This is a genomic window from Streptomyces sp. SDT5-1 (genome assembly GCF_052245995.1).
Taxonomy (GTDB): Bacteria; Actinomycetota; Actinomycetes; order Streptomycetales; family Streptomycetaceae; genus Streptomyces.
In genome coordinates this window covers 6,420,736-6,444,783 of record NZ_CM125963.1, presented here as the reverse complement: position 1 = coordinate 6,444,783, position 24,048 = coordinate 6,420,736, and the positions used below count along the sequence as shown (strand labels likewise).

Genomic DNA, 24,048 nt, shown 5'->3' with positions numbered 1-24,048 from the left:
GGTCAGGAGGTCAACCGGGCGCGGTCGCGCTCGGGGTCGATGAGGACGAAGGCAAGCCTGAGTGACGGGCGGTCAGGAGGTCAACCGGGCGCGGTCGCGCTCGGGGTCGATGAGGACGAAGGCAAGCACGGCGCCGACCGCGACGAGCGCCCCGGTGACGAGCACGGCGTGCTGGTAGCCCGCGTCGCCCTGGGCGTCGACGAGTGCGCCGACGACGGCGGGCGCGAGCAGCCCCGACACGGTGACGAGCGCGTTCATGAGCCCGAGGGCGCCGCCGCTCCGGGACGCCGGGGCGAGTTCGGCGACGGTGGTCGCGGCCACCGTCGCGTAGGAGCCGCTGAAGCCGAAGCCGAGGGAGACGAGCACGGTCTGCGCGGGCACGGAGTCGACGAACGGCGCCAGCAGGCAGCACACGGCGCCGATCGCGAGCATGAACCCGCCGACCCGGCCGCGCGCCCTGCGGCTGCCGACGCCGCGCCGCATGAGCCGGCCGGTGAGCGCGGCCTGCCCGAGCAGCACGACGGCGCCGACGGCCCAGGGCAGGACGACCAGTCTCCCGGCGGTGGCCGCCGAGTAGTCCAGCGCGTTGCGCAGGTAGGACGGCATCCACACCAGCATCAGCGCGACGGACCAGTAGCTCATGAAGTACGCGAGGGTGCTGCCGATCCACGTACGGCTGGCGAAGATCCTCCGGTACGGGGCCGGGGGCGCGCCGTCGTCCGCTTTGAGGCCCGTCGCGGCGCGGGCCCGCGGGCTGTCGGCGCCGAACGCGGCCCACAGCAGGGCCCAGACGACGCCGATCGCGGCGAGCACCCACAGCGCGGAGCGCCAGCCGTGGTGCTGGATCACCCAGGACAGGCCGGGCGAGGAGACGATCACGCCGAGCGTGATGCCGATGGTGATGAGGGCGCCCGGCAGGTTCCGCCTGTCGTTCGGGAACCAGGCGAGCGTGGCCTGTTGGGCGACCGGGAAGGCCGGCCCCTCGGCGGCGCCGAGGAAGATCCGCGAGCCGATGAGGACCGCGAGTCCGCCGCCGACGGCCGCGGGCACCTGCGCCACGGACCAGAGCACCGCCATCACCAGGAGCAGCAGCTTCGGCGACACCCGGTCCGCCGCCATCCCCACCACGATCGCGGCGACGGAGAACAGCAGGAAGAACGCACTGTTGGCGAGCCCGAACTCGGTGGCGCTCAGGTGCAGATCGGCGCGGATCTCGTCGGCGGCGAGACCGAGCACGGACTTGTCCGCGAAGTTGACCATCATGAAGACCACGAGGAGCGCGGTCACCGTCCAGGCGCGGCGGCTCCCCCGCGGGTCCCGGCCGACGTCCGTGCCGCGCACGGCGGGTGCGGTGGTCACGAGAGCGGGACCCCTGCGATGGCGATGCGCTCCATGACGCGCTTGGCCGGGAAGTAGTCGTTCACCGCGTAGTGCTGGACGGCGATGTTGTCCCAGATCGCGATGGAGTCCGGCTCCCAGTGGAAGCGGATCTGGAACTCGGGGATGCGCGCCTGGAGCACGAGGATGTCGAGGAGTTCGCGGTTCTCCGCCTCGGACAGGCCCTTGATGTACCGGGTGAACGGCTCGTTCACGTACAGGGTCTTCCGGCCGGTGCGCGGGTGGCGGACGACGACGGGGTGCTCGACCTGCGGCCAGTTCGCGCGGAAGGCGGCCTTCTGCTCGTCGTTCATGAGCGCGCCCCAGCTGGCCTCCCAGTCGTGGACCGCTACGAGGTTCTCGATCCGCTCCTTGAGGTCGTCGGGCAGGTTGTCGTAGGCGGCGCCCATGTCGCACCACATGGTGTCGCCGCCCGCGGCGGGCACCTCGACGGCGCGCAGCACGGCGCCGAGCGAGGGGTTGACCATGAACGAGTGGTCGCTGTGCCAGATGTTCTTGTTGCCCGCGGCCTTGGCGTCCTTGGCGAGCCGGGACAGGCCCGCGGTGCCGGTCTTCGGGAAGAACGGGTTGGGCTCGGGCTCGCCCCACACGGCCGAGAGAGCCAGGTGGTTCTCGGGGGTGAAGCCGGTCTGGCCGCGGAAGAAGATCACCTTCCATTCGAGGAGGGCCGCGCGGAGTTCGTCGGCGAGCTCGTCGGTGATCGGCTTCGTGAGGTCGACGCCGCCGAGCACGGCGCCGAAGTGCGGGGTGAGCGGGTCGACCTCGAAGAGCTGGTAGTCCACCTGCTCCGCGCCCGGCGCGAGCCGGTCGAGGGTGCGCCGCCCGTAGCGCATCAGGGGCTTGTCCAGTACGGGCGTGGGGTTCTCGACGGGGGCCGTCGCGACGTCGTGCATGGGTGGTCCTCCCAACAGCGAACGCTATTACGTAACCGGCAGTATCGATATTGGATCGCAGCGGGGCAAGGGTTCTGACGCCATGGATTTCGAGAGGCCCGACGCGGGCCCGCCCGACGCTCAGGCCCGGGTCTCGACCGCCCTGCCGATCAGGTCCACCACCGAGTCGACCAGCTCCTTCTCCGGCACCCGCTGCTCCGCGACGAGCCGGAACACGAGCGACGAGGCGATGAGGGTCGTGACGTCGACGATCGGCACGTCGGGGCGCACGTCGCCGCGCGCGATGCCGCGCTCCAGCAGATGCCGCGTCTCGCTGGTCACCCGCGTCACGTACGCCTGGAACGCCTCGCGCCCTGCGCCCGCCTCTGCCGCCGCCGCGATCACCCCCGCGAGCAGCCGGCCCACGCCCGGCTGCCGGTAGGCGCGCACGCGCTCCATGAGGACCGCGCGCAGCTCCGCCCTGAAGTCCCCCATGTCGGACACCGTCAGCGCCCCGACGCGGGACTCGGCGGCGGCGATGATCAGGTCCTGCTTGGTCGGCCAGCGCCGGTACATGGCCGGTTTGCTGACGCCCGCGCGGGCCGCGACGGCGTCCATGGTCAGCGCGCCCATGCCCTCCTCGGCCACCAGCTCCACGACGGCCTCGAGGACGGCCCGGGTCACGTGCTCCTGACGCGGCCGCCCGGGGCCCCTGCGCGCCTGCTGTACCTGCTCATCGGCCATGCCGAGACCCTACAGCGGGGCACCTCAGGCCAGTTCGGCCCGCAGCACATGCTTGGTGATCTTGCCCGAGGGCGTGCGCGGCAGGGCGTCGCGCAGGATCAGCTCGCGCGGCACCTTGTACCGGGCGATCCGCTCCTCCAGCCATCCGCGCATCCCGGCGAGATCGAGCCCCGCGCCCTCGCGCGGCACGACGTACGCCACCACCGTCTCGCCCCACTGCGGGTGCGGGCGGCCGACGACGGCGACGTCGAGCACGTCCGGGTGGCCCCGCAACGCGCCCTCGACCTCCTGCGAGGCGACGTTCTCGCCGCCGGTGATGATCACGTCCTTCATCCGGTCGACGAGCGTGACATAGCCGTCCTCGTCGACCCGGCCGAGGTCGCCGCTGCGGTACCAGTCCCCCGCGAACACCTCGGCGGTCGCGGCCTCGTCGCCCAGGTAGCCGAGCATCCGGGTGTCGGTGCGCAGCCAGATCTCGCCGCTCTCGCCCGCCTCGGCGTCGCTCCCGTCGGGACGTACGACGCGCAGGTCGACGCCCGGCATGCCGCCGCGCCCGATCGCGCCCGCCTTGTCGGCGTGCTCGGCCGGGAGCAGCGAGGCGCCCGCGGGCCCGGTCTCGCTCATCCCGTACACCTGCTGGAAGTTCTCGGTGCCGTACGCCTTCATCAGGCGGCGCACGGTGTCGGCGTCGAGCGGGCCCGCGCCGTAGAGCCAGGCGCGGACGGACGACACGTCGTAGTCGGCGAAGTCCGGGACGGCCTGCGTCGGGGCGATGAGGGCGATGGGCGCTCCGAAGAGAGCGGTGACGCGCTCGCGCTGGATGATCTCGAGCATGCCCCGGGGCTCGTACTCGCGCTGGAGCACGACCGTGCCGCCCGCGAAGAGGGTGCCGAGCGTCATGTTGTTGAGGGGCGCCGCGTGCCAGATCGGCATGCAGATCAGGAAGCGGTCGTCGGCGCGCATCGACATCGTCGCGGCGGAGTACGCGGCCGTGAGCGCGGCCGTGCGGTGGGAGTGGACGCAGCCCTTGGGGGTGCCCGAGGTGCCGGACGTGTAGAGGATCTCGGCGACGTCGGTGTCGGGGCGGCCTTCCGCCTCGCCGGTCCAGGGGGCGACGGTGGCGAGGAGGGCCTCGAAGGAGTCGGCGGGAAGCGCCTCCGCCGGGGTGTCGGGATGGCTGATCAGCCAGCGCACGCCGGGGTCGGCCGCGGTGGCGCGCCCGCCGATCTCCGCGTCGACGAGCGCGACGCGCGCCCCGCAGTGCGCCAGCTGGCGGGCCACCTCGTCGGTCTGGAGCTTGTGGTTGACCGGCACCAGGGTCGCGCCCAGGTGCCAGGCGCCGAACGCGGCGAAGAGGAAGGCCGGCGTGTTGTACGTCATCACGGCGAGCCGGTCGCCCGCCCGCACGCCCGCGTCGTGCAGCACGGTGGCGGCGCGGCGGGTGGCGGCGCCGAACTCCCGGTAGGTCCAGCGCTGTTCGCGGTGGACGACGGCTTCCTTCGTGCCGCCCGAGCGGACGGCGCTGTCCAGCAGGGCACTGAGGTGCATCACGTTCTCCTGACGGCCTGGCCGGTGGGAAACCGACCATGGCGGGAAAGTCTGAATGATGGTTCACTGCTTGCATGGCCTACCGCAAGACCCCCGCCGAAATTCGCCGGCTCGAAGCAGCCCGCGAGCACCTCGTCGCCTGCGCCACCTCCGTCGTCGCCGAGGTCGGCTGGGCGCAGGCGTCCGTGACGGCGGTCGCCGACGCAGCCGGGATCGCGGCCGGCTCCGTCTACCAGCACTTTCCGTCGAAGGCCGCGCTTGCGGTCGAGGTGTTCCGGCGCGCGGCGGCCCGGGAGGTGACGGTGATCGGGGAGGTGCTGCACGGAGACGGCGACCCCGTGCTCCGCCTGCGGCGCGGCGTCGAGGTGTTCGCCCGGCGCGCCCTGGAGAACCGCGGCCTCGCCCACGCGCTGCTCGTCGCGCCCGCCGACCCCAAGGTGGGCGCCGAGCGCATCGACTACCGGCGCCGCTACCACACGCTGTTCGCCGAGGTCGTGCACGAGGGCATGGCGGCGGGCCTGCTGCCGCGGCAGAACGGCGAGATCACCGCCGCCGCGCTCACCGGCGCGATCGGCGAGGTGCTCGCGGACCCGCTGGCGGCTCACGACGAGGCGGCGGGCGGCGAGTTGATCGCCGAACTGACCGCCATGGCACTGCGCTGCGCGGGCGCGCCACCGACGGCGTGACCCGCACTCAACGGTTGTTCGACCGGACTCATTGAAGGAGCCGCCCCATGCACTCGAACCCCTCGGTGACGCATGAAGTGACCAACCAGGCCCCGCCGTTGACCGGGCACGACGCGGCCGACGACCCGGTGCTCCTGGAGGGCGTCCGCCGGGAGGGCGCCGAGTGGCACATCGACGAGCTGCACCGTTTCGGCCGCTACGTCGGAAGCGAGGAGGCCCGCCTCTGGGCCGACCAGGCCAACCGGTACGAGCCCGAGCTGCGCACCCACGACCGGTACGGCAACCGGATCGACGAGGTGGACTTCCACCCCTCGTACCACTCCCTGATGCGCGCGACGGTCGCCGCGGGCGCGGCCGGTTCCGCGTGGGCGGACGAGCGCCCCGGTGCCCACGTCGCCCGCGCGGGCACGTTCATGCTCGCCACGATGCTGGAGCAGGGCCACATGTGCCCGGTCTCCATGACGTACGCGGTGGTGCCCGCGCTGCGCCGCGCGCCCGAACTCGCCAAGGCCTACGAGCCGTTGCTGACCAGCACCGAGTACGACCCGGGGCTGCGGGCGCCGTTGGGGAAGCGCGGGCTGCTCGCCGGGATGGGCATGACGGAGAAGCAGGGCGGGACGGACGTCCGCGCGAACACCACCGTGGCGGTGGAGCAGGCGGACGGGTCGTGGCGGTTGCGCGGCCACAAGTGGTTCACGTCGGCGCCGATGAACGACGTGTTCCTGGTCCTGGCCCAGGCACCCGGGGGCCTCTCGTGCTTCCTGGTCCCGCGTGTGCTGCCCGACGGCAGCCGCAACACCTTCCGCATCCAGCGCCTCAAGGACAAGCTCGGCAACCGCTCGAACGCGTCCAGCGAGCCGGAGTTCGACGACACGGTGGCGTGGCTCGTCGGCGACGAGGGCAAGGGGGTGCGCACGATCATCGACATGGTGACGATGACGCGCCTCGACTGCGTCCTCGGCTCCGCGGCCCACGTCCGCGAGTCCCTCGCCCAGGCGGCGCATCACACGCGCCACCGCTCCGTCTTCGGCGCGAAGCTCATCGACCAGCCGCTGATGCGGAACGTCCTCGCGGACCTGGCGCTCGAGTCGGAGGCGGCGACGACGCTCGGCCTGCGGCTCGCGGGAGCGGCGGACCGCGGCGAGCGTGCCTTCCTGCGGCTCGCGACGGCGGTCGGCAAGTACTGGGTGTGCAAGCGGCAGCCGACGGCGGTGGCGGAGGCCCTCGAATGCCTCGGCGGCAACGGCTACGACGAGGCGTCCGGCATGCCGCGCCTCTACCGCGAGGCGCCCCTGAACGGCATCTGGGAGGGCTCAGGAAACATCAACGCGCTCGACATGCTGCGCGCGCTGGCCCGCGAACCGGAGTCGCTCGAGGCGTTCCGGGCCGAGGTCGAGGCGGCATCCGGCGCGGACTCCCGCCTGGACACGGCGTGGCGCGCGCTGCAACGCGACCTGGCCTCCCCCGACGACGCCGAACTCCGCGCCCGCCACCTCATCGAACGCGCCGCCCTGATCCTCCAGGCCTCCCTCCTCGTCCGCCACGCCCCACCCGCCGTCTCCGACGCCTTCTGCACCACCCGCCTCACCCCCTCCCACGGCCTCGCCTTCGGCACGCTGCCGGTGGGGGTGGACTTCGAGGGAATCCTGGAGCGGCTGCCGGCGTAGCCGTAGCGGCCGGTCGACGAGTGGCCACGAGGCGGCCGTCACCGCCGGTGCCGCTCAGCGCCAGCGGCTTTCCGCACTCGGAGCCGCGGGCCACAACGCCGCGCGTGGCGGGCGGTGGCCTTGGTGGCGCTCCGCGCAGCGGGTTCCGTGCGGGGAGCCGAGGGCCGCACCCGTGTGTCTCGCCCACGGGGGCCGAAGGCCCCGGAGGGGGCGGGTGGGTGGGAGGTGGGCGGGCATCGTGGCGTAGCTCCGGGGTACCAGAGCGGGGCAGGCTGGGCACCGCGGCGGGGGCGCCCCCGGCTCCCCGGGAGGGCGTCACTCGCGGGTTGAGCCCCGGACCGTGCACGTTGGTTCGCCCGCGGCGCACCAGTGGGTGCGGCCGCCGACCAGGTGGAGTTCCAGGTCCGCCGAGGACATGCCGTGGGTGTCGAGGGCCGCGCGGAGGGCCGTGGGGGCCGGTTGGGGTGGGAGGCCGAGGACGCCGATCACCACCACGCCCTGCCGCGCCTCCACCGACGCGATCTCCCACTTGCGGCCCGCCGCCCACTCCTCCGCCACCGGCCGCGCGTCCGCCGCCAGCACCCGGTCCCGCCACACGGACACCGTCCCGGTGGTCAGCGGCACCGCGATCAGCACCAGCACCCCGCCCACCGCCACCAACGTACGGCCGTGGAACTCCCCCACGTACCGCCCGGATTCCCGCGCCGCGCCCCGCACCCCGTAGACGAGGAAGACGACCGTTCCGGTCGCCACGATCGCCGCGACGTTCGTGGCGAACAGGAGGCCGGACTCGAACGCGTCGTGGTAGCGGCCGACCGTGATCAGCAGGCCCGTCACGGCCAGCGGCGGCACCAGCGAGATCGCGATCGCCACCCCCGGCAGCGTGTCCGAGATGTCCGCGCGGACCAGCGCGAACGCCCCGACCGTCCCCGTCGCCAGCGCCGCGAGCAGGTCGATGAGGCGCGGGCTGATCCGGGACGACACCTGCGAGTTCGACGCGAAGGCGTCCGGCGGCGCCGCGACCCACCCGAGCAGCATCCCGATCGCCACGACCGCGAGCGCCCCGCCGAGCACGAGCAGCACGCAGCGGACGACCTGCGCCCGGTCCGCGAGGACCAGCGCGAGCGCGCTGCCGAGGATCGGCGTCATCAGCGGCGCGACGATCATCGCCCCGATGACCGTGGCCGTGGAGTCGCCCACCACTCCCGCGCCCGCGATCACCGCCGCCAGCACGAGCAGCCCCCAGAACCGGGTCGAGCTGGGGCTCTTCAGCGGGCGTTCGATGAAGAGGGTGTCCGTCATGCGGCGGACCGTCGCCGCGTCCGCCGTGTTCACGGCGCCGCACTCCGGTCGGTCGGCTCCGACAGGAAGTCCACCACGGCCAGGAGGAAGAGGAGGCACAGGGTGATGGCGACGACCACCCAGCCGGTGGGGTGCGGCCACAGGACGTAGGCGATGAGTGCGGCGACGACCAGGATTCCTACGATCCAGCGGCGGTGGGTGCGCACGAAGGGGCCCACAGGACCCGTGCGGAAGCCTGCGCGGTCCGCGGTGCGGCGGGTCGCGTCGATCCCGGAGGTCCACAGGCCGCGTACCAGGGCCGCCCGTTTCCCGTGGCCGGTCAGCCATGCCGCGAGTGCGATCACCACCCCGAGCGCGACCACCATGCGGACCATCGTGAAGAGGAAGTGCGTCATCGTGTCGTAGACGGCGGCCGCCGCGTCCGGCGATACGCCCTCGGGCAGCCGGTCGAGGTAGAGCACGCGGAAGACCCGAAGGCCGATGCCGAGCACTCCGCAGGAGACGGCGACCGCGAGCGCCGCCGCGACGAGCGCCCTGCGGCGGCGTACGGAGATCAGCACACCGGCGGCGACGAGGACGAGCGCGAGCACCGGCAGCCAGTTGCCCATCACCTGGAGCAGCCGCACGTACGTCCTGGCCTTGCCGATGTTCTCGTTCGTGACGAGCGTGAACTCGGTGTGCGTCTCGGGGATCTTCGCGGCGACGCCGAGCCCGGAGTCGACGAGCCGCTGCTTGACCTGGTCGACGACGGGCCCGAGGTCGAGGGTCACCGTGCCGCCCTCGACCTCGAGGGCGCCGCCGCCGCTGCCGGTGAGCGCCTTGTCGAGGGCGCCGTGGGCCTTGCGGTTGGCCTGCTTCCAGACGTTCTCGAAGGCGTCGGAGGAGACGAACGCCTGCGCCTTGTCCCGGACGAAGCTGCGGACGGCGCCTTCGAGGGAGTCACCCAGCCTGCCCAGCGACCGCTGCACGAGCGGCCGGTCGTCGACGGGGACGTCGGCGAGAAGGGATTGCAGGTCGATCCGCCGCATGATCGCGTCGGTGGCCCGGTTCGCGACGGCGTCCTGGACGTCGGGGTCGGAGGCGAGCGGCCCGACGGTGGCGACGTAGCGGTCGGTGTCGCCGACCTCGTCGGCCGCCCAGGACGCGACGATGCCGAGCGGCGCGAGGACGCAGCCGATCACGATGAGCACGACCGCGAGGAAGGATCTCCCCCGGTGCCTTCGCCGCCCGCCCGTGGCCTCCAGCTCGGCCACCCGCTCCCGCAGCCGCGCGAGTTCGGCCCCCTCGTCGGGTCCCGCCGGCACCGATTCGTGGGCCACCTTCGCCTCCTTCTCGGCACGCCGCGCGCGCCGTGTGGTGAAAGCAAGGGGAACCGGCGGAACCCCGTCGGGCGACACGGGCGCGGCCGTACGGGTGACCACGGGCGACGAATTCCCTTTCCGCTCCGGTGAATTCGGCCGAAATGCGGGACCGGAAAAGGCGGGTGATACTGCACCGACAGCAAAGGGCCTGGCAGGCCGCCCCGGAAACCCCGATCGGAAAGCCTCATCGTGGAACAACAGAACTCGCCCTACGGCCGTCAGCCCTATGGCCGGCAGTCCTATGGGCAGCAGTCCTACGACCCGTCCTACGAGCAGCCTTACGGTCAGCAGTCCTACGAGAATTCCTACGACCCGAACGCGTACGAGCAGCGTTCCTACGAACAGCGGCCCGGCCCCCGGCTCGACGCGGGAAAGCTGTGGGCGGGCGGCCTGATGACCGCCGTGATCGCCGCGCTCACCGCGGTGGTGGCGCTGCTCCTCGTCCGCGGCGTGCTGGGCGTCCCGGTGTTCGCCCCCGAGGGCGCGGGCCTGATGGGCAACGCGACGACGGGCACGCTCGCGGCCGGCTCGGCGGTGGCGGCGCTCGTCGCGACGGCGCTGCTCAACCTGCTGATCGTGGCGACGCCCCGGCCCGAGCGGTTCTTCGCGTGGATCGTCGGGCTCGCGACGGCGGTGATGGTGCTGCTGCCGTTCACGACGGGCCTGACGTGGCAGGCGAAGCTGGGCACGGCGGGCGTGTATCTCGTCATCGGCATCGCCATCGGCTCCCTGCTGTCCTCGGTGGCGCGGGGCGCGGTGCGCCGCTACTGAAATTCACTGGCCCGCTGCGGAAGGGCCGCGTTATCGTCGACGTATGAACGTCATGGGCCGCAGTTTCAGCACCGCAGCCGCGCGAGCGACCAGCTCGCCGGTTGCCGCCGCCTGACGTAGTCACCCTTTCCACCGGCGACCGGAAACGGCCGCCGGTTCTTCGTGTCCCGACAACGTCGTGACTCCGCCTTCCGTCCGGCCGCTTCCGGTGCCTCCCGATCCACCACGCGAAGCCACGCGAAGGAGACACCGATGCGCACCGAGGACGTCATCCGTACGTTCACCGAGTTCTACGAGGACCGCGGCCACCGCCCGATCACCGGTTCGACGCTACTGCCGCCGCCCGGCGACCCGGTCCTGTTCACCACGTCGGGCATGCACCCGCTCACCCCGTACCTGGAGGGCCGCCCGCATCCGCTGGGCCGGCGGCTCGTCAACGTACAGCGCTGTCTGCGGACCACGGACCTGGAGGAGGTCGGCGATCCGACGCATCTGACGGTGTTCGAGATGCTCGGCACGTGGTCGCTCGGCGACTACGAGGGGCCGCGGAGCCTGGAGTGGGGGTACGAGCTGCTCACCGACGGCTTCGGCGTCGACCCCGGACTGCTGCACGGAACCGTGTTCGGCGGCGACGGGCAGGTGGGCCCCGACACCGGTTCGCGGGAGGTGTGGGAGCGGCGCGGGGTGCCGGTCGAGGAGACCGTCGAGGACAACTGGTGGGACAACGGGCCGACCGGCCCGTGCGGCCCCGACTCGGAGATCTTCCTGTGGACAGGCGACACCCCGCCGGAGTCGTGCCCGACGAAGGACGAGCGCTGGGTGGAGGTGTGGAATCACGTGACGATGCGTTACCGGCGGCTCGACGACGGCTCATTGGTGCCGCTCCCCCAGCGCAATGTCGACACGGGCCTCGGCGTGGAGCGACTGTCGTCGCTGCTCCAGGGCAAACGGTCGGTGTTCGAGTGCGACGTCTTCGATCCGTGGCGGCGGCTGCTGCCTGGCCTGTGGCCGCTGGACGAGCCGACGTTCCGAGTGGTGAGCGACCATCTGCGCTCGTCCGTCGTGGTGATCGGCGACGGCGTGCGGCCCTCGAACACCGGGCGCGGGTACGTGCTGCGCCGCCTGCTGCGACGGGTGCTCACGCTCCTGCGCCGCGAGGACCCGACCCGTACGCTCGGCGATCTGCCGGTCGAGCTGCTCCGGCACACGCTCGACCACTTCCGCCAGGACGTCGACCCGTCGTACGTCCGTCAGGTGCTGCTCGACGAGGAGCTGAGCTTCGACCGACTGCTGGAGCGCGGCAGGAAGCTGCTGTCACGGCCGCGGTTCCAGGGCTCGCTGAGCGAGGAGGACCTGCACTATCTGCACGACACGCACGGGCTGCCGCGCGAGCTGGTGCTGAGCCTGCGGGAGCGGTAGCCCGCCGGTGGGGGCTGTCGGGCTACACCGGCAGCCCCTTCGGCTCCTTGACGCGCTTCATGATGATCTGCGAGTTCACCTCGGTGACCCCGTCGAGCGCGGTCAGCTCCTCGATCCACAGCCGCTCGTACGCGGCGAGGTCGGCGACCGCGATGCGCAGCAGGCAGCCGGGGCTGCCGAACAGCCGGTACGCCTCGATGACGTCGGGGATGTCCTGGAGGGCGTGCTCGAAGGCCTCGACGGACGCGCGGTCGCGGCGCACCTCGATGGAGACCAGGACCTCGAAGCCGCGGCCGACGGCCTCCGGGTCGACGATCGCCCGGTAGCCCTGGATGACGCCGTCCTTCTCCAGCTGGCGCACGCGGCGCATGCACGGGGACGGGCTGAGGCCCACGCGGGCGGCGAGGTCCTGGTTGCTCAGGCGGCCGTCCGCCTGGAGCTCGCGCAAGATATGCAGGTCGATCCGGTCCATGGCGCAATCATGCACCACGGTTTCGCCGATCATGGGCCAGGATTCGCAATCCGATTGCGCAGATCAGGATTTATCCTTGCTGTAGATCGAACATACGCTCCCCCATGCGCGCGGGAGCGCCGACTCTTGGCGAGGCAGGTCACATGGCACGCATCACCCTCATCAGCACCGGCGGCACGATCGCCAGCCGCTGGCAGGGCACCGGTTACGCCGCCGACGCGGGCGGGGACACCGTCCTGGCGACGGCCGCGCTGCCGGAGGGTGTCGAGGTGGACGTCGTCGACCTGTTCAACGTGAACAGCTCCCGGATGACGACGGAGCTTCAGCTGACGCTGCTGCGCACCGTGCGCGAGGTGCTCGCCGACCCGGCCGTCGACGGCATCGTGGTCACGCACGGCACGGACACCCTGGAGGAGTCCGCGTTCCTGCTCGACCTGCACCACGACGACCCGCGTCCGGTCGTCTTCACCGGCGCCCAGAAACCGCTCGGCGCGACCGAGGGCGACGGCCCGGGGAACATGTACGACGCGCTCCAGGTCGCCGCGCACGTGCGGGACGCCGGAGTGCTCATCGCCTTCGACGGCAAGGTGCACGCCGCGCGCGGCACCGTGAAGACCCAGACGCTTGCGGCCGACGCCTTCTCCGACCCGTCCGCGGGACCGCTCGGCCGCCTCGGCTTCGGCCGCGTCGACCTGCGCCACAAGCCGGCCCGCCCGGCCCCGCTGCCGCAGCCGGCCGGCACGGAGACACCCCGCGTCGACATCGTCATGCACCACAGCGACGCCGACGCCACGCTCTTCGAGGCCGCCGTCGCCGCGGGCGCGCGCGGCATCGTACTGGTCGCCACGGGCGCCGGGAACGCGACGCCGGAGCTGGTCGACGCGGTGTCGGAAGCCGTACGCCGCGGGATCCTCGTCGCCGTTTCCACGCGCGTTCCCGCGGGCCCGCTCGCCGAGATCTACACGGGCGGCGGCGCCGTGGACCTGGTCGCGGCGGGCGCCGTGCTCAGCGGCACGCTGCGCGCGGGCCAGACCCGGATCGCGGTCCTCGCCGCGCTGCTCGCGGACGTCTCCCCCGCCGAGCGGCCCGACCTGCTGCGCCGGCTCATCGACGCGCCGGCCCCGCTGCCCGGCGACCACGAGGAGCCGGCCGAGCAGCAAGCCGCCTAGCTCAGAACTCCACGGCCTCTTCGTTGGGCGCGAGGCTGTCCATGAACGAGCTGACGGAGAACACGGCCCGGCCCGCGCCCGCCGGACCGTATCCGGGCGGGGACGAGAGCCCGTGCTCGTCCATGGCGTTGCGGTACGCGTCGAGCAGCCGGATGTGGTACTCCAGCGGCGCGCCGTTCGGGTTCTCCTTGCCGAGCGGCGTCGTCGGCTCGGGGCACCACGTGGTGAAGCGCGGCGTGATGCCGTTCGACATGAAGAAGTTCAGGCCCTCGGTGGTGGAGGCGATGGCCTCGTCGACCGTCTTGAAGCCGAACGGCTCGGCCATCTCGACGCCCGCCACGAAGTTCGGGATCACGTTGCGCGCGCCGAAGACGTCGCGCGACTCCAGGATCCGCTTGTGCCACTCGTCGCGGCCGACGTAGCGCTCCTTGCCGGGGCAGTACATCTTGAACAGGTACTCGTCCCACACCTCGAAGTTCGGGTGGTAGATCTGGACGCCGTAGTCCTTGAAGCGCTGCACGTCGTCCTTGGGCAGCGCCTGGGCGACGACCTTGCCGATCCAGCGGCCCGGGAAGTGCTCCTCGATGGCCTTGGCGTACCGGCCGTAGAAGTCCGCCTCGTCGAGGCCCTGGACCTTCGACGTGATGGCGCCGCCGGTGAGGGTGTACGCGGTGGAGGCCTTCGCGGTGTCGTACTGGTTGATGATGTCGAGGGCCTCGAGCACCTCGTCGACGTCCTTCACGCCCGTGTACGGGCGGCCCGCCGCCTTGTGCTGGCGCCAGTTGTGGTTGATGTCGCAGTACTGGCACTCCTCCTTGGCGCCGAAGTACTGGCAGACGCGGAACGCCGTCAGGTAGATCAGGTAGCCCCACTGGATCGTCGGGGCCACCTCCATGACCGACTTCCCGTTGGAGAGCTTGTGCCGGTAGTACTCCGGCATCGGCGGCACGCCCACGTCGGAGATCCGCTTGCCGTCGAGGTAGAGGCCGAGCATGCCGTCCTCGTTGGCCGCGACGCGGTACGGCGAGTTCGGGTTCACGCGGACCGAGACGACCGTGCGGCGCAGCTCGTAGGGGCCGCCCGTGAGGACGATCTCCTCGGGCGGGCGGCGCAGCGCGGCCTCGCCCAGCTCGGGGAGCGTGCCGTGGTCGAAGGAGAAGATGAAGTACGACTTCGGCTTGACCTCGCCGTCCTCGTTGTCGCTGAGCGCGGACGCGTCGAAGGCCACGCCGCCGCGCAGCAGGTCCTCCTTGAAGACCGCTTCCTTCGGAACGTGCGGGAAGCGCTCCATCAGGTCCTCTACCAGCGCCGTGCGGCTCTGCATCCCGTTACTCCTCGACCTTCTGCTGTTCTACGGTTCGACTCCTCACGGTACGCCTTGGCCGCTGGTCAGCCTTGCCGGGTCCCCGCTCGGGCGACGATGTGGGCGGGCGCGGTGATGCCCGTGGGCAGCAGCGGATCGGCGGTGGGGGCGCCCCAGCGGGCGCTCAGCGAAAGGGTGCCGGCCCACAGGCCGAGGGCGGCGTCGGGCGAATCGCCGTCGTCGGGCGCGCCGGAGCGGATCTTGACGGAGGCCTCCTCCAGGGAGAGCGCGAGGAGGGTGGTCGCGGCCAGCTCCTTGCGGTTGGGACGGCGCGCGTACGTCCACTGGCCCGGCGTCGCGTGCTCGGTGAGGCGGCGCAGACCCTCGTACTTCTCGTCCTCGTCGGTGATCCGGCGCGGCACGCCGTGCACCATGGCGCTGCGGTAGTTCACCCCGTGCTCGAAGACGGAGCGGGCGAGAACGAGTCCGTCGACGTGGGTCACCGTGACGCAGATCGCCGCGTCCGGGTCGGCGGCCAGGCTGCGGCTCGCGACGGACCCGTGCACGTACAGCCACCGCTCGTCGCGCCCGTACACGGTCGGTACGACGACGGGGGCGCCGTCGACGACCACGCCGAGGTGGCACACGAAACCGGCGTCCAGGATCGCCTCCAGGTCGGCGCGGTCGGTGCTGCCCTGCTCGCGCAGTCGACGGTGCGTGGTCCGCTCGGTCCGCGGCAGGGTGCGGGGCAGGTCGGTGTACGTCATGCGCAGGCACGGTACTCCCGTGGGGCCGGGCGGAGTTCACCAGGTGGCCGTGGTCAAATGCTCGGCGATCCGATCCCTAAGAAAGGGCCTGCCGTGGCTGCCATCACCAACTGGGCTCGCAACATCACCTTCTCCGCCGACCGGCTGCACCGGCCGGCCGGTCTCGACGCACTGCGGGCGGTCGTCGCCGAGAGCGGGCACATACGGGTGCTCGGCAGCGGCCACTCGTTCAACCGGATCGCCGACGTGGACGCCGAGCGGGGCGGCGCGCTCGTCTCGCTCGTGGACCTGCCGCACCGGATCGACGTCGACACCGCGGCGCGCACCGTCCGGGTCGGCGGCGGCGTCCGCTACGCCGAGCTGGCGGCGGAGCTGCACGCGCACGGTCTCGCGCTGCCGAACATGGCGTCGCTTCCGCACATCTCCGTGGCCGGTTCGGTGGCCACGGGCACGCACGGCTCGGGCAACGGGAACCGCTCGCTCGCGGAGTCCGTGCGGGCCGTGGAGCTGCTGACCGGGGACGGGGAGCTGGTCACGCTCGCGCGCGGCGACGCCGGTTTCGAGGGGGCCGTGGTGTCGCTCGGCGCGCTCGGTGTCGTGCTGTCGCTGACGCTCGACGCGGAGCCCTCCTTCGACGTGGCGCAGCACGTGTTCCGTGAACTGCCCTTCGAGGGGCTCGACTTCGACGCCGTGTCGTCGGCGGCGTACAGCGTGAGCCTGTTCACCGGGTGGGGCGGGCCGCGCTTCGACCAGGTGTGGGTGAAGCAGCGGGTGCCGGAGCCGGTGCGGTTCCCGTGGGCCGAGCCCGCCGAGGAGGCGCGGCATCCGGTGCCGGGCATGGACGCCGTGCACTGCACGGAGCAGTTCGGGGCGCCGGGCCCCTGGCACGAGCGGCTGCCGCACTTCCGGGCCGGGTTCACGCCGAGCAGCGGTGACGAGCTCCAGTCGGAGTATCTGCTGCCGCGCGAGCACGCCGTGGCCGCGCTCGCCGCCCTCGACGCGGTGCGGGACCGCCTCGCCCCTGTGGTCCAGGTCTGCGAGGTGCGCACGGTCGCCGCCGACACGCAGTGGCTGAGCCCGGCGTACGGGCGGGACACGGTCGCCTTCCACTTCACGTGGGTGGCGGACACCGCCCGTGTGCTCCCGGTCGTCTCGCTGGTCGAGGACCGGCTGCGGGAGTTCGCGCCGAGGCCGCACTGGGGCAAGGTCTTCACGACGCCTCCGGCGCGGATCGCCGAGCGGTATCCGCACGCGGCGGACTTCGTGGCGCTGGCCGAACGGCTCGACCCGGAGGGGAAGTTCAGCAACGCGTTCGTGCGGGAGACGCTGGCGCGCGGGGCCTGACGGACCCTTTTGAAAGCCCTTTCTCCAACCCCTTGTCGAAGTCCTCGGACCGCTCCTAGCCTGACGGCATGAAGCGCACGTCCCGCGACATCCGGACGGCCAACCGGTACGAGGTGCTGCGCCACTGCCTCGCCGGGCCCGCCGTCTCCCGGCAGGAGCTCGCCGCCGCGACAGGGCTCAGCTCGGCGACCGTCGCCACGCTCGTCGGGGAACTGCTCGACCTCGGGATCCTGGTCACGGGCGGCTTCGTGGACTCGGCGGGCGGGCGGCCCCGCGGCCTCGTCTCCGTCGACGCGGGGCGCGGCGCGCTCGTCGGCGTGGACGTCGCGGAGACGTATGTGCACGCCGAGCTGTTCGACCTGAACCTGCGGTCCGTCGCCCGCGCCGACCGCGAGCTGCGGCCCGGCGCGCACGCGCCCGAGCACGTCGCCGCCGTGATCGCCGACGCCGTCCGCGCGGTGCTCGACACGAACACCGGCGGGCCCGTGCTCGGCGCCGGGGTCTGCATGCCGGGGCTCGTCGACCGCGAGGGCGGCATCAGCGTCTACGCACCGAACTGGGGGTGGCGGCAGGCGGTGCCGCTGCGCGCACTTCTCGCCGCACACCTCGACGTACCGCTGTACGTGGACAATCCGCTGCGCGCCTCCACCGTCGCCGAGCTGTGGTTCGGCGCGGCGCGCGGGCGGGACGACGCGGTCGTCGTCAACCTCGGCACCGGCGTCGGCGCGGGGCTCGCGCTCGGCGGGGCGCTGCACCGGGGTGTCACCAACGGCGCCGGCGAGTGGGGCCACACCACGCTCGTGCTCGACGGGCGGCCGTGCCATTGCGGTGACCGGGGGTGCGTCGAGGCGTACGTCGGGGCGCCGGGCATCATGCGGAGCCTGCGGGAGCTGCATCCCGGGTCGGCGCTGCTCAGTCCCGACGACCAGACCGCCACGATCGCGGCGATCGGGCGGGCGGCCTCCGAGGGCTCGGCGGAGGCGCTCGACGTCGTGCGGGAGACCGCGCGGTACCTCGGGCCGGCCGTCGCCGACTTGGTCAATCTGCTCAACCCTGAGGTGGTCGTGCTCAGCAGTTGGGTGGCGGGGGCGCTGGGCGGGCCCCTGCTCGACGAGGTGCGGGCGGCCGTGGGGCGGCACGCGCTCGCCGGCTCGTTCGCCGCGACCGAGATCGTACTTTCGCCCGTTCCGACGGACCCCGTGAGCCTCGGCGCGGCGACGTTCGCGCTCGAAGGCTTCGTGGGTTCCTGCCCACCCGCCCTCCGCAGGACCTGATCACCAAGGAGGCCCATGTCCCTCGCCTACGTGTCCGACCCCTCCCCCGGCCACGGCGCGCTCCCGCCCCGCGCCTGGTACGCCGAATCCTCCGCGAAGTCCCTGTCGCTCAACGGCAGTTGGCGGTTCCGGTCGGCCGAGCGGGCCGACGCGCACGACGACACCTTCGCCGACCCGGCGTACGACTCCGGCGGCTGGGGCGAGGTGGCCGTTCCCGGGCACTGGGTGCTGCAGGGGCACGGCGCGCCCGCCTACACGAACGTGCTCTACCCCTTCCCCGTCGACCCGCCCCACGTCCCCGACGAGAACCCGACCGGCGATCACCTGCGCGTCTTCGATCTGCCCGGCGACTGGCCGGGCGACGGCTCCGCCGTGGTCCGCTTCGACGGGGTCGAGTCCTGCGCCAGGGTGTGGCTGAACGGGACCGAGCTCGGCGAGTTCAAGGGGAGCCGGCTGCCCCACGAGTTCGAGGTCGGCCACCTCCTGGCGCCCACGGGGAACGTGCTGGCCGTGCGCGTGCACCAGTGGTCCGCGGGCTCGTACCTGGAGGACCAGGACCAGTGGTGGCTGCCCGGCATCTTCCGCGACGTCACCCTGCTGCACCGGCCGGTGGGCGGCGTCGGTGACTTCTTCACGCACGCCTCGTACGACCACACCAGCGGCCTCGGCACACTCCGCGTCGACAGCGACGTGGCCGGGCGGGTCACCGTGCCCGAACTGGGCGTGGACGTGGCCACCGGGGAGTCCGTGACCGTCGCCGTCGAGCCGTGGACCGCCGAGACGCCGCGCCTGTACGACGGGGAGCTGGCGACGGCCGGTGAGCGGGTGCCGCTGCGCATCGGGTTCAGGACCGTGGAGCTCGCCGACGGGCTGATCAAGGTCAACGGGACGCCGATCCTGTTCAAGGGCGTCAACCGGCACGAGTGGCACCCCGAGCGCGGCCGCGCTCTCGACCTCGACACCATGCGCCGCGACGTCGAGCTGATGAAGGCCCACAACATCAACGCCGTCCGCACCTCCCACTACCCGCCGCACCCCGCCTTCCTCGCCCTCTGCGACGCGTACGGGCTGTGGGTGATCGACGAGTGCGACCTGGAGACCCACGGCTTCTGCGAACAGGGCTGGCGCGACAACCCGGTCGACGACGAGCGCTGGACGCCCGCGCTGCTCGACCGCGCCGCCCGCATGGTCGAGCGCGACAAGAACCACCCGTCCGTCGTGCTGTGGTCGCTCGGCAACGAGGCGGGCACCGGGCGCGGCCTCACCGCCATGGCCGAGTGGATCCACGCCCGCGACCCCGAGCGCCTCGTGCACTACGAGGGCGACATCAACTGCCGTGACACCGACGTCTATTCGCGGATGTACGCCGACCACGCCGAGGTCGAGCGGATCGGGCGCGGCCTCGACGGCGGCCCCGAGCGGCGGCGCGGTCTTCCGTTCATCCAGTGCGAGTACGCGCACGCCATGGGCAACGGGCCCGGTGGACTCGCCGACTACCAGCGGCTGTTCGAGACGTACGACCGGCTCCAGGGCGCGTTCGTCTGGGAGTGGATCGACCACGGCATCGCCGACGAGCGGTACGGGTACGCGTACGGCGGCGACTTCGGCGAGGAGCTGCACGACGGGAACTTCGTCTGCGACGGGCTGCTGTTCCCCGACCGGACGCCGTCGCCGGGGCTCGTCGAGTTCAAGAAGGTGATCGAGCCCGTGCGGATCGCCGTCGACGGCGGCTCGGGCGCGGCCCGTGTCACCAACCGCTACGACTTCCGCGATCTGTCCCACCTCGCCTTCGACTGGACGTACGAGGTGGAGGGCGAGGCCGTCGAGCGCGGCACGCTGACCGTTCCGCCGCTCACGCCCGGCGGGTCCGCCGACGTGAAGCTCCCCGATCCGGGGCGCCGCGACGGCTACTGGACCGTCCGCGCCATGGAAGCCGGGCACGAGGTGGCGTGGGGCCAGAGCGCCCCGGCCGCCGCGACGGCCGCCCGGGACACACCGGTCGGCGCCCGCCCCGCCGTCGCCGACGGTGTGCTCACGCTCGGCCCCGGCACCTTCGACGCCCGCACCGGCGCCCTGCGCGCCATCGGCGGTCTGGAGCTCGCCGCCGCGCCCCGGCTCGACGTGTGGCGCGCGCCCACGGACAACGACGACGGCGCGAGCTGGCAGCCCGACGAGCGGCTCGGCCCGCGCTGGCGGGAGTTCGGCCTGCACCGCATGCGGCACCGCGTGGACGGCGTCGAGCGGAGCGACGACGCGCTGACCGTGCGGACGCGGGTGGCTCCGGCCGCCCGTGACATCGGGCTGCGCGCCGACTACCGGTGGACGGCCGACGAGCGGCGACTGCGGCTCACGGTGTCCGTCGTGCCGGAGGGCGACTGGCGGCTGCCGCTGCCCCGGCTCGGCGTCCTGCTCGGGCTGCCCGTCGGGGACGTGGGTGTGCGCTGGTTCGGCGCGGGGCCGGGCGAGGCGTACCCGGACACGCGCGAGGCGGCGCGGCTCGGCCTGTGGGAGACGGACGTGGCGGCCCTGCACACCCCGTACGTACGGCCGCAGGAGAACGGGGCGCGGGCCGACGTCCGCTGGGCCGAGCTCGGCGGGCTGCGCGTCGAGGGCGAGCCCGTGTACTCCCTCACCGCGCGGCGCTGGACGACGGAGGAGCTCGACGCGGCCCGGCACCGCACGGACCTGATGCCGGGCGGCACGCTGTGGCTCCACCTCGACCACGCCCAGCAGGGCATCGGCTCCCAGTCCTGCGGCCCCGGCGTGCTCCCGCGGTACCGCCTGACGCCGGAGCCCGCGGAGTTCACGTTCGTCTTCGCGCGCACGGGCCCCGCCGCGCACGCCCCCGGCCCGGTTGACATCATGGGCGGGTGAACTTCCGGTCGATCTACAGTCACGGTTTCGCGCGGGTCGCCGCGTGCACCGGCCACGCCGCCATCGCCGACCCGCGCACCAACGCGGAGGCCGTCCTGCGCCAGGGCCGCCGCTGCGCCGAGGACGGAGTCGCCGTCGCGCTCTTCCCCGAAATGGGCCTGTGCGGCTACTCCATCGAGGACCTGCTCCTCCAGGACCCGGTCCTCGACGACGTGGAGGAGGCGGTCGCCGACATCGTCGCGGGCTCCGCCGACCTGCTGCCGGTGCTCGTGGTCGGCGCGCCGCTGCGGCACCGCAACCGCATCTACAACTGCGCGGTCGTGGTGCACCGCGGCCGGATCCTCGGCGTGGCACCCAAGTCGTACCTGCCGACGTACCGCGAGTTCTACGAGAAGCGGCAGATCGCGGCGGGCGACGACGAGCGCGGCGGCACGATCCGGATCGGCGGCGCCGACGTCCCCTTCGGCACGGACCTGCTGTTCGCCGCCGAGGACGTGCCGGGGCTCGTCGTGCACGCCGAGGTGTGCGAGGACATGTGGGTGCCGGTGCCGCCGAGCGCGGAGGCCGCACTCGCGGGCGCGACCGTCCTCCTCAACCTGTCCGGCAGCCCCATCACCGTGGGCCGCGCCGAGGACCGCAAGCTGCTGTGCCGCTCGGCGTCGGCGCGCTGCCTCGCGGCGTACGTGTACGCGGCGGCCGGTGCGGGAGAGTCCACCACGGATCTCTCGTGGGACGGCCAGACGATGATCTACGAGAACGGGAACCTGCTCGCCGAGACGGAGCGCTTCCCGCTCGGCGACCAGCACGCCGTCGCCGACATCGACCTCGACCTGCTGCGCCAGGAGCGCCAGCGGATGGGCACGTTCGACGACAACCGGCGCACGCACGCCGCCCGCACCGGCGACTTCCGGCGCGTCGAGTTCCGCCTCGACCCGCCCACCAGCAGCGACCTCGGGCTCAAGCGGCGCGTGGAGCGCTTCCCGTTCGTCCCGGCGGACGCGGAGCGGCTCGCCCAGGACTGCTACGAGGCGTACAACATCCAGGTGTCGGGCCTTGTGCAGCGGCTCGGCGCGATCGGGAACCCGAAGGTCGTCATCGGTGTCTCCGGCGGCCTCGACTCCACGCACGCGCTGATCGTCGCGGCCCGCGCGATGGACCGGATGGACCGGCCCCGCACCGACATCCTGGCGTTCACGATGCCGGGCTTCGCGACCGGCGACCACACCAAGTCCAACGCGCACGCGCTGATGAACGCCCTCGGTGTCACGGCGGCCGAGCTCGACATCACCGGCACCGCCGAGCTGATGCTCAAGGAGATGGGCCACCCGTTCGGCCAGGGCGAGCCGGTCTACGACGTCACCTTCGAGAACGTCCAGGCGGGACTGCGCACCGACTACCTGTTCCGGCTCGCCAACCAGCGCGGCGGCATCGTGCTCGGCACCGGCGACCTGTCCGAGCTGGCGCTCGGCTGGTGCACGTACGGCGTCGGCGACCAGATGAGCCACTACAACGTCAACGGCGGCGTGCCGAAGACACTGATCCAGCACCTGATCCGCTGGGTCGTGAGCAGCGACCAGTTCGGCGACGACGCGGGGCGGATCCTCACGGCGATCCTCGACACGGAGATCAGCCCCGAGCTGGTGCCCGGCGAGGAGCTGCAGTCGACCGAGGACAAGATCGGCCCGTACGCGCTGCACGACTTCACGCTGTACCACGTGCTGCGGCGCGGTTTCCGGCCCTCGAAGATCGCGTTCCTGGCCTGGCACGCCTGGCGGGACGTGGACGCGGGCGCGTGGCCGCCCGGCTTCCCGGAGTCGGAGCGCACGGCGTACACGCTGGCGGAGATCAGGCACTGGCTGGAGTACTTCTGCCGCCGCTTCTTCCAGTTCGCCCAGTTCAAGCGGTCCGCGATGCCGAACGGGCCGAAGGTGTCGGCCGGCGGCTCGCTCTCGCCGCGCGGCGACTGGCGCGCGCCCTCCGACAGCAACGCGCGGGTGTGGCTGCGGGACCTGGAGCGCTGGGAGTGGCCCGCGGACGCCTGACCCGCCGATCAGGAGGTCGGCACCGGGTTCGCGCGGAACGTGCGGCGGTACGCCTGCGGGGTGACGCCGATCGTGGCGTGCAGGTGCTGGCGCAGCGACGTTCCGGTGGCGAAGCCGACCTCCGCCGCGATCCGGTCGACCGACAGGTCGGTGGACTCCAGGAGGTGGCGGGCCCGGTGCACGCGCTGGCGGATCAGCCAGCGCCCCGGGCTCGTACCGGTCTCCTCCTGGAAGCGGCGGGCGAAGGTGCGCGGGCTCATCCGGGCGTGCGCGGCCCATTCGCGCAGGGCGAGCGGCCGGTCGAGGTGCTCCAGGGCCCAGGCGCGGGCCGGCGCGGTGCCGCTGTCGCCCTCCTCGGGCACCGGCTGCTCGATGTACTGGGCCTGGCCGCCCTCGCGCCACGGCGGGACGACGCAGCACTTGGCGACCCAGTTGGCGAGCGCGGCGCCGTGGTCGGAGCGCACCACGTGCAGGCAGGCGTCGACGCCGGATGCGGCGCCCGCCGAGGTCAGCACGGGCCCGTCCTCGACGAACAGCACGTCCGGGTCGAGGGCGACGTGCGGGAACATCCGGCGGAAGCGGTCGGCGAGCGCCCAGTGCGTGGTGGCGCGCCGCCCGTCGAGCATCCCGGCGGCGGCGAGCGTGAAGGCGCCGGTGCAGATGGAGACGATGCGGGCGCCGGGCCTGATGCGGGCGAGCGCGGCCCGCTCGGCCTCGGGCAGCGGCTCGCCGACGCGGGACATGTCGTACGGCGGGACGATCACGGTGTCGGCGCGCTCCAGGGCCTCGGGTCCGTGCGCGACGGTGATGGTGAAGTCGGCGTCCGTGCGGACCGTGCGCTGCTCCGTCGCGGCGCAGGTCAGGACCTCGTAGACGCCGCCGGCCGAGCCGAAGACGCGCTTGGGGATGCCGAGCTCGAAGGGGTAGACGCCGTCGAGCGCGAGCACGACGACGCGGTGCGGCGGGCCTGCCGGGGCGGCGCTCGCGGGACTCATGGGGCCGAGGGACGTCATGGCACGATCCTATCGCCGGATG

General features: G+C 72.7%; 19 protein-coding genes. 9 read left to right on the top strand and 10 right to left on the bottom strand.

Annotation, left to right across the window (positions count from 1 at the left end; genetic code table 11):
* Positions 1–72 precede the first annotated feature (72 nt).
* From ACTWJ8_RS29580 to ACTWJ8_RS29565, 4 genes are all read right to left on the bottom strand, one after another.
* Positions 73–1,359 carry an MFS transporter gene (locus tag ACTWJ8_RS29580; RefSeq protein ID WP_443260732.1) on the bottom strand — a complete coding sequence of 429 codons (1,287 nt, stop codon included), beginning with the start codon at positions 1,357–1,359 and terminating at the stop codon, positions 73–75.
* Positions 1,356–2,291, bottom strand: coding sequence for a TauD/TfdA dioxygenase family protein (locus ACTWJ8_RS29575; RefSeq protein ID WP_356378852.1), 936 nt, complete (start codon positions 2,289–2,291; stop codon positions 1,356–1,358). Before ACTWJ8_RS29575 ends, ACTWJ8_RS29580 begins: the two co-directional genes overlap by 4 nt.
* Before the next feature lie 120 nt (positions 2,292–2,411).
* Entirely contained in the window at positions 2,412–3,014 is a 603-nt protein-coding gene (locus ACTWJ8_RS29570) for a TetR/AcrR family transcriptional regulator (protein ID WP_443260731.1), read from the bottom strand.
* A gap of 24 nt (positions 3,015–3,038) precedes the next feature.
* Positions 3,039–4,562, bottom strand: a complete 1,524-nt coding sequence (locus ACTWJ8_RS29565; protein ID WP_443260730.1) for a class I adenylate-forming enzyme family protein — start codon at positions 4,560–4,562, stop codon at positions 3,039–3,041.
* Positions 4,563–4,636: 74 nt separating this feature from the next.
* Here ACTWJ8_RS29565 and ACTWJ8_RS29560 point away from each other — a divergent pair, with 74 nt between their 5' ends.
* Both ACTWJ8_RS29560 and ACTWJ8_RS29555 read left to right on the top strand, forming a co-directional pair.
* The gene (locus tag ACTWJ8_RS29560; RefSeq protein ID WP_356378844.1) at positions 4,637–5,248 is read left to right on the top strand and encodes a TetR/AcrR family transcriptional regulator; all 612 of its coding nucleotides are present in this window, start codon (positions 4,637–4,639) and stop codon (positions 5,246–5,248) included.
* Positions 5,249–5,295: 47 nt separating this feature from the next.
* On the top strand, positions 5,296–6,915 hold the full coding sequence (locus tag ACTWJ8_RS29555) for an acyl-CoA dehydrogenase family protein (protein ID WP_443260729.1): 1,620 nt from the start codon (positions 5,296–5,298) through the stop codon (positions 6,913–6,915).
* 315 nt (positions 6,916–7,230) lie between these two features.
* Here the strand turns inward: ACTWJ8_RS29555 and ACTWJ8_RS29550 are convergent, their stop codons facing one another.
* Together ACTWJ8_RS29550 and ACTWJ8_RS29545 are read right to left on the bottom strand one after the other, a co-directional pair.
* Positions 7,231–8,217 carry a DUF389 domain-containing protein gene (locus tag ACTWJ8_RS29550; RefSeq protein ID WP_443260728.1) on the bottom strand — a complete coding sequence of 329 codons (987 nt, stop codon included), beginning with the start codon at positions 8,215–8,217 and terminating at the stop codon, positions 7,231–7,233.
* A 29-nt stretch (positions 8,218–8,246) separates the two neighbouring features.
* On the bottom strand, positions 8,247–9,536 hold the full coding sequence (locus ACTWJ8_RS29545) for a hypothetical protein (RefSeq protein ID WP_443260727.1): 1,290 nt from the start codon (positions 9,534–9,536) through the stop codon (positions 8,247–8,249).
* 231 nt (positions 9,537–9,767) lie between these two features.
* Between ACTWJ8_RS29545 and ACTWJ8_RS29540 the strand changes: the two genes are divergently transcribed.
* Both ACTWJ8_RS29540 and ACTWJ8_RS29535 read left to right on the top strand, forming a co-directional pair.
* On the top strand, positions 9,768–10,349 hold the full coding sequence (locus ACTWJ8_RS29540) for a DUF6069 family protein (protein WP_443260726.1): 582 nt from the start codon (positions 9,768–9,770) through the stop codon (positions 10,347–10,349).
* A 252-nt stretch (positions 10,350–10,601) separates the two neighbouring features.
* Positions 10,602–11,768 (top strand): alanine--tRNA ligase-related protein, encoded by a 1,167-nt coding sequence (locus ACTWJ8_RS29535; RefSeq protein WP_443260725.1) that lies wholly within the window; start codon positions 10,602–10,604, stop codon positions 11,766–11,768.
* A gap of 22 nt (positions 11,769–11,790) precedes the next feature.
* Here ACTWJ8_RS29535 and ACTWJ8_RS29530 read toward each other — a convergent pair whose 3' ends face one another.
* Positions 11,791–12,240 (bottom strand): Lrp/AsnC family transcriptional regulator, encoded by a 450-nt coding sequence (locus ACTWJ8_RS29530; RefSeq protein ID WP_356378826.1) that lies wholly within the window; start codon positions 12,238–12,240, stop codon positions 11,791–11,793.
* A 143-nt stretch (positions 12,241–12,383) separates the two neighbouring features.
* Here ACTWJ8_RS29530 and ACTWJ8_RS29525 point away from each other — a divergent pair, with 143 nt between their 5' ends.
* Positions 12,384–13,409: an asparaginase gene (locus ACTWJ8_RS29525; protein ID WP_443260724.1), complete on the top strand. Its 1,026-nt coding sequence runs from the start codon at positions 12,384–12,386 to the stop codon at positions 13,407–13,409.
* A 1-nt stretch (position 13,410) separates the two neighbouring features.
* Here the strand turns inward: ACTWJ8_RS29525 and ACTWJ8_RS29520 are convergent, their stop codons facing one another.
* Entirely contained in the window at positions 13,411–14,733 is a 1,323-nt protein-coding gene (locus ACTWJ8_RS29520) for a radical SAM protein (RefSeq protein ID WP_443260723.1), read from the bottom strand.
* Positions 14,734–14,798: 65 nt separating this feature from the next.
* The gene (locus tag ACTWJ8_RS29515) at positions 14,799–15,479 is read right to left on the bottom strand and encodes a pyridoxamine 5'-phosphate oxidase family protein (protein ID WP_443260722.1); all 681 of its coding nucleotides are present in this window, start codon (positions 15,477–15,479) and stop codon (positions 14,799–14,801) included.
* Positions 15,480–15,536: 57 nt separating this feature from the next.
* Between ACTWJ8_RS29515 and ACTWJ8_RS29510 the strand changes: the two genes are divergently transcribed.
* From ACTWJ8_RS29510 to ACTWJ8_RS29495, 4 genes are all read left to right on the top strand, one after another.
* On the top strand, positions 15,537–16,823 hold the full coding sequence (locus ACTWJ8_RS29510; protein ID WP_443260721.1) for an FAD-binding protein: 1,287 nt from the start codon (positions 15,537–15,539) through the stop codon (positions 16,821–16,823).
* 68 nt (positions 16,824–16,891) lie between these two features.
* Complete coding sequence (locus tag ACTWJ8_RS29505) at positions 16,892–18,097, top strand: ROK family transcriptional regulator (RefSeq protein ID WP_356378813.1); 1,206 nt, start codon at positions 16,892–16,894, stop codon at positions 18,095–18,097.
* Positions 18,098–18,112: 15 nt separating this feature from the next.
* A complete protein-coding gene (locus ACTWJ8_RS29500; RefSeq protein WP_443260720.1) occupies positions 18,113–20,971 on the top strand; it encodes a glycoside hydrolase family 2 TIM barrel-domain containing protein in 2,859 nt (952 codons plus the stop codon).
* Positions 20,968–23,013 (top strand): NAD(+) synthase, encoded by a 2,046-nt coding sequence (locus ACTWJ8_RS29495; protein ID WP_443260719.1) that lies wholly within the window; start codon positions 20,968–20,970, stop codon positions 23,011–23,013. The genes ACTWJ8_RS29500 and ACTWJ8_RS29495 overlap by 4 nt, the downstream gene beginning before the upstream one ends.
* Before the next feature lie 8 nt (positions 23,014–23,021).
* Here ACTWJ8_RS29495 and ACTWJ8_RS29490 read toward each other — a convergent pair whose 3' ends face one another.
* Positions 23,022–24,026 carry a GlxA family transcriptional regulator gene (locus tag ACTWJ8_RS29490; RefSeq protein ID WP_356378804.1) on the bottom strand — a complete coding sequence of 335 codons (1,005 nt, stop codon included), beginning with the start codon at positions 24,024–24,026 and terminating at the stop codon, positions 23,022–23,024.
* Positions 24,027–24,048: the final 22 nt, after the last annotated feature.

Coding starts and splice junctions, on each gene's coding strand:
- ACTWJ8_RS29575 (WP_356378852.1), bottom strand. CDS start 2,291: ATGCACGACGTCGCGACGGCCCCCGTCGAGAACCCCACGCCCGTACTG.
- ACTWJ8_RS29570 (WP_443260731.1), bottom strand. CDS start 3,014: ATGGCCGATGAGCAGGTACAGCAGGCGCGCAGGGGCCCCGGGCGGCCG.
- ACTWJ8_RS29565 (WP_443260730.1), bottom strand. CDS start 4,562: ATGCACCTCAGTGCCCTGCTGGACAGCGCCGTCCGCTCGGGCGGCACG.
- ACTWJ8_RS29560 (WP_356378844.1), top strand. CDS start 4,637: ATGGCCTACCGCAAGACCCCCGCCGAAATTCGCCGGCTCGAAGCAGCC.
- ACTWJ8_RS29555 (WP_443260729.1), top strand. CDS start 5,296: ATGCACTCGAACCCCTCGGTGACGCATGAAGTGACCAACCAGGCCCCG.
- ACTWJ8_RS29550 (WP_443260728.1), bottom strand. CDS start 8,217: ATGACGGACACCCTCTTCATCGAACGCCCGCTGAAGAGCCCCAGCTCG.
- ACTWJ8_RS29535 (WP_443260725.1), top strand. CDS start 10,602: ATGCGCACCGAGGACGTCATCCGTACGTTCACCGAGTTCTACGAGGAC.
- ACTWJ8_RS29530 (WP_356378826.1), bottom strand. CDS start 12,240: ATGGACCGGATCGACCTGCATATCTTGCGCGAGCTCCAGGCGGACGGC.
- ACTWJ8_RS29525 (WP_443260724.1), top strand. CDS start 12,384: ATGGCACGCATCACCCTCATCAGCACCGGCGGCACGATCGCCAGCCGC.
- ACTWJ8_RS29520 (WP_443260723.1), bottom strand. CDS start 14,733: ATGCAGAGCCGCACGGCGCTGGTAGAGGACCTGATGGAGCGCTTCCCG.
- ACTWJ8_RS29515 (WP_443260722.1), bottom strand. CDS start 15,479: ATGACGTACACCGACCTGCCCCGCACCCTGCCGCGGACCGAGCGGACC.
- ACTWJ8_RS29510 (WP_443260721.1), top strand. CDS start 15,537: ATGCTCGGCGATCCGATCCCTAAGAAAGGGCCTGCCGTGGCTGCCATC.
- ACTWJ8_RS29505 (WP_356378813.1), top strand. CDS start 16,892: ATGAAGCGCACGTCCCGCGACATCCGGACGGCCAACCGGTACGAGGTG.
- ACTWJ8_RS29500 (WP_443260720.1), top strand. CDS start 18,113: ATGTCCCTCGCCTACGTGTCCGACCCCTCCCCCGGCCACGGCGCGCTC.
- ACTWJ8_RS29490 (WP_356378804.1), bottom strand. CDS start 24,026: ATGACGTCCCTCGGCCCCATGAGTCCCGCGAGCGCCGCCCCGGCAGGC.